Genomic DNA, 2289 nt, shown 5'->3' with positions numbered 1-2289 from the left:
TTATTTCTTTTATAATCTCTCTTATAGCTAAATTTCGTGTGCCTGGGATAAATATACCATGTTTTTGCAGCGGAATTATGTATTTAATACAGTCTAGGTTAAATATAACTTTTGAAATATTTGAAGTAATTTCTCCACCTATACCTCCACCTATTAGAATTCCTATCGGTCCTACTATAGCATCTATCTTGTTTTTAGTGAGAAAATCCACTATTCTTATCTCTCCAGTAAAGCCTTCATCAGCACCGTTTTTTAACATATTTAAGGTTGCGATTTCGTTTGTCCCTAAAGCAAAAATATACACATTATTTTTGAAGGCTCTTTTGCATTCCTTTATGAAGGTTTTCCCAAGACCTGCTCCTTGGCCATCAATGACAGCTATTTTCAAGCTTTTTCCTCCTCATCATTTAATTTTCTTCTCTTATATTAATTTGTTATGTTCAATATGTTTTGAAACTTAAGTTTCTAAGTGGATTATACTACATATAATAAAAGTCAGCAATCTTAGTGATTGCTGACTATCTTTTTTCTTCTAAACCCAAATAGTTCTAGTTCCTTAGGCTCCTTTCCTGATATTAAATCCCTAATCAGTTTAGCACCTATCAATGAATAAAGTATGCCATTTGATCCATATCCTAAACAAAAATAGCAGTTAGGCATTCCCGGTAGTTCTCCAATATAGGGTAAACCATCACCAGTTATTCCAAATATGCCATTAAACTTATATTCTATTTCTATATCCTTTATTTCTGGGAACATATTCTTAAGTTTATTAAATAACTTTTTATATTTTTCCTCTGCCACCCTTTCATCCTTAAGATCAGCCATCTTGCTATGCTCACCGCCAATTTCTATATCTTCTCCACCCATCATAATTCTATTATCTTTAGTTGTTCTAAAATATGTATAGTAATCTTCTGTATCTCTTATTATACATCTTTCAAACCATCCGTTAAATTCTTTAATGGGTTTTGTAACAAGTGTAAAGCTTCTTGTCAACTTAACTCTATAGGGTTTAGGTAAGTATTTTCTTCCTTCGTATCCAGCTGAAATTATGACTTTTTTTGTTGTAATAGTAAAACCGTTAGATGTTGTTAGAATAACCTCATCGCCTTTAAACTCCATTTTACTAATATAAGTATTCTCATAAACCTTTATGCCGCGATTAAAAGCCTTTCTAATAAGATAATGTGTTAATAGGTAAGGATTTATCTCACCAGAGCCTTCATCTGACAATATGCCTAATTCCATTGGAAAGGAGAACATATCTTTAGCCCGTTGTTTATCAACAAGTTCAACCTTAAATCCATTATTTTTTCTGAGTTCATATTCTTTAGTAAGTAGCTTTATGTCTTTATTTTTATCAGTATACAAAAGACTCTTTCTAAAGTTAAATTCACAGTCATTATCAAGTTCCTTGATTATTTGCTCTATTTCATAAACTGCATTGCTACACATTTTAAATACCTTTACAGCATTTTCTTCACCAAGGAGGTTACTAAGACCTATTAAATTAGTATCTACTTCATATTGAAGTATAGATGTAGACGCCCTAGTGCTGAAATAGCCTATTATATTTCCTTCAATAAGCAAAACATCGTGACCAGATGATGACAGATAATAGGCACATAGGGCACCACTAACCCCTCCACCAATTATAACTACATCTGATTTTACGTTCCTATCTAAATATTCATATTTAAAAGGAATTCCATCTTTACTCCAAAAAAGTTCTCCTGATATAAGTTTCATAAACTCACCTCAAAAAATAGCTTTAACCAAAATAATTTTTTTATACAATAAATCTTAAACTTAAGTGCCAGGCACCACAAGTAAAAAAGCCTCAACCATTTCGGTTGAGGCTTTAAATTTACCCGGCAGTCACCTACTCTCCCAGGCCGTCTCCAGCCTAGTACCATCGGCGTAGGTAGGCTTAACCTTCGTGTTCGGAATGGGAACGGGTGTTTCCCTACCTCCATTACCACCGGATTACACTGCACAATAAGATCAAGCCCTCGACCTATTAGTACCAGTCAGCTAAACGCCTTACGACGCTTACACCTCTGGCCTATCTACCTGGTAGTCTTCCAGGGGTCTTACCGCTTCCGCGTGGGAAATCTCATCTTGGGGTGGGCTTCGCGCTTAGATGCCTTCAGCGCTTATCCCGTCCGAACTTGGCTACCCAGCTGTGCCATTGGCATGACAACTGGTGCACCAGAGGTTCGTCCATCCCGGTCCTCTCGTACTAAGGACAGCTCCCCTCAAATTTCCTACGCCCGCGACGGATAG

The 2289-nt window shown here is 36.0% G+C and carries 2 protein-coding genes and 2 rRNA genes; all 4 read right to left on the bottom strand.

Annotated features, from left to right (window positions below; all coding sequences use genetic code 11):
- Positions 1 to 388: DUF3842 family protein (locus CAAU_RS04410; RefSeq protein ID WP_040305940.1), on the bottom strand; the 388-nt coding region annotated here is incomplete at its 3' end.
- Between the two features lie 116 nt (positions 389 to 504).
- Complete coding sequence (locus tag CAAU_RS04405) at positions 505 to 1752, bottom strand: NAD(P)/FAD-dependent oxidoreductase (protein WP_008908225.1); 1248 nt, start codon at positions 1750 to 1752, stop codon at positions 505 to 507.
- Between the two features lie 120 nt (positions 1753 to 1872).
- A 5S ribosomal RNA gene (gene rrf, locus CAAU_RS04400) occupies positions 1873 to 1989 on the bottom strand.
- Positions 1990 to 2003: 14 nt separating this feature from the next.
- Positions 2004 to 2289: ribosomal RNA gene (locus CAAU_RS04395) — 23S ribosomal RNA — on the bottom strand; the annotation flags it as partial.

Origin of the sequence: Caloramator australicus RC3, from assembly GCF_000297115.1 — a bacterium.
Taxonomy (GTDB): Bacteria; Bacillota; Clostridia; order Clostridiales; family Caloramatoraceae; genus Caloramator; species Caloramator australicus.
This window is presented reverse-complemented; position numbering and strand designations above follow the sequence as displayed.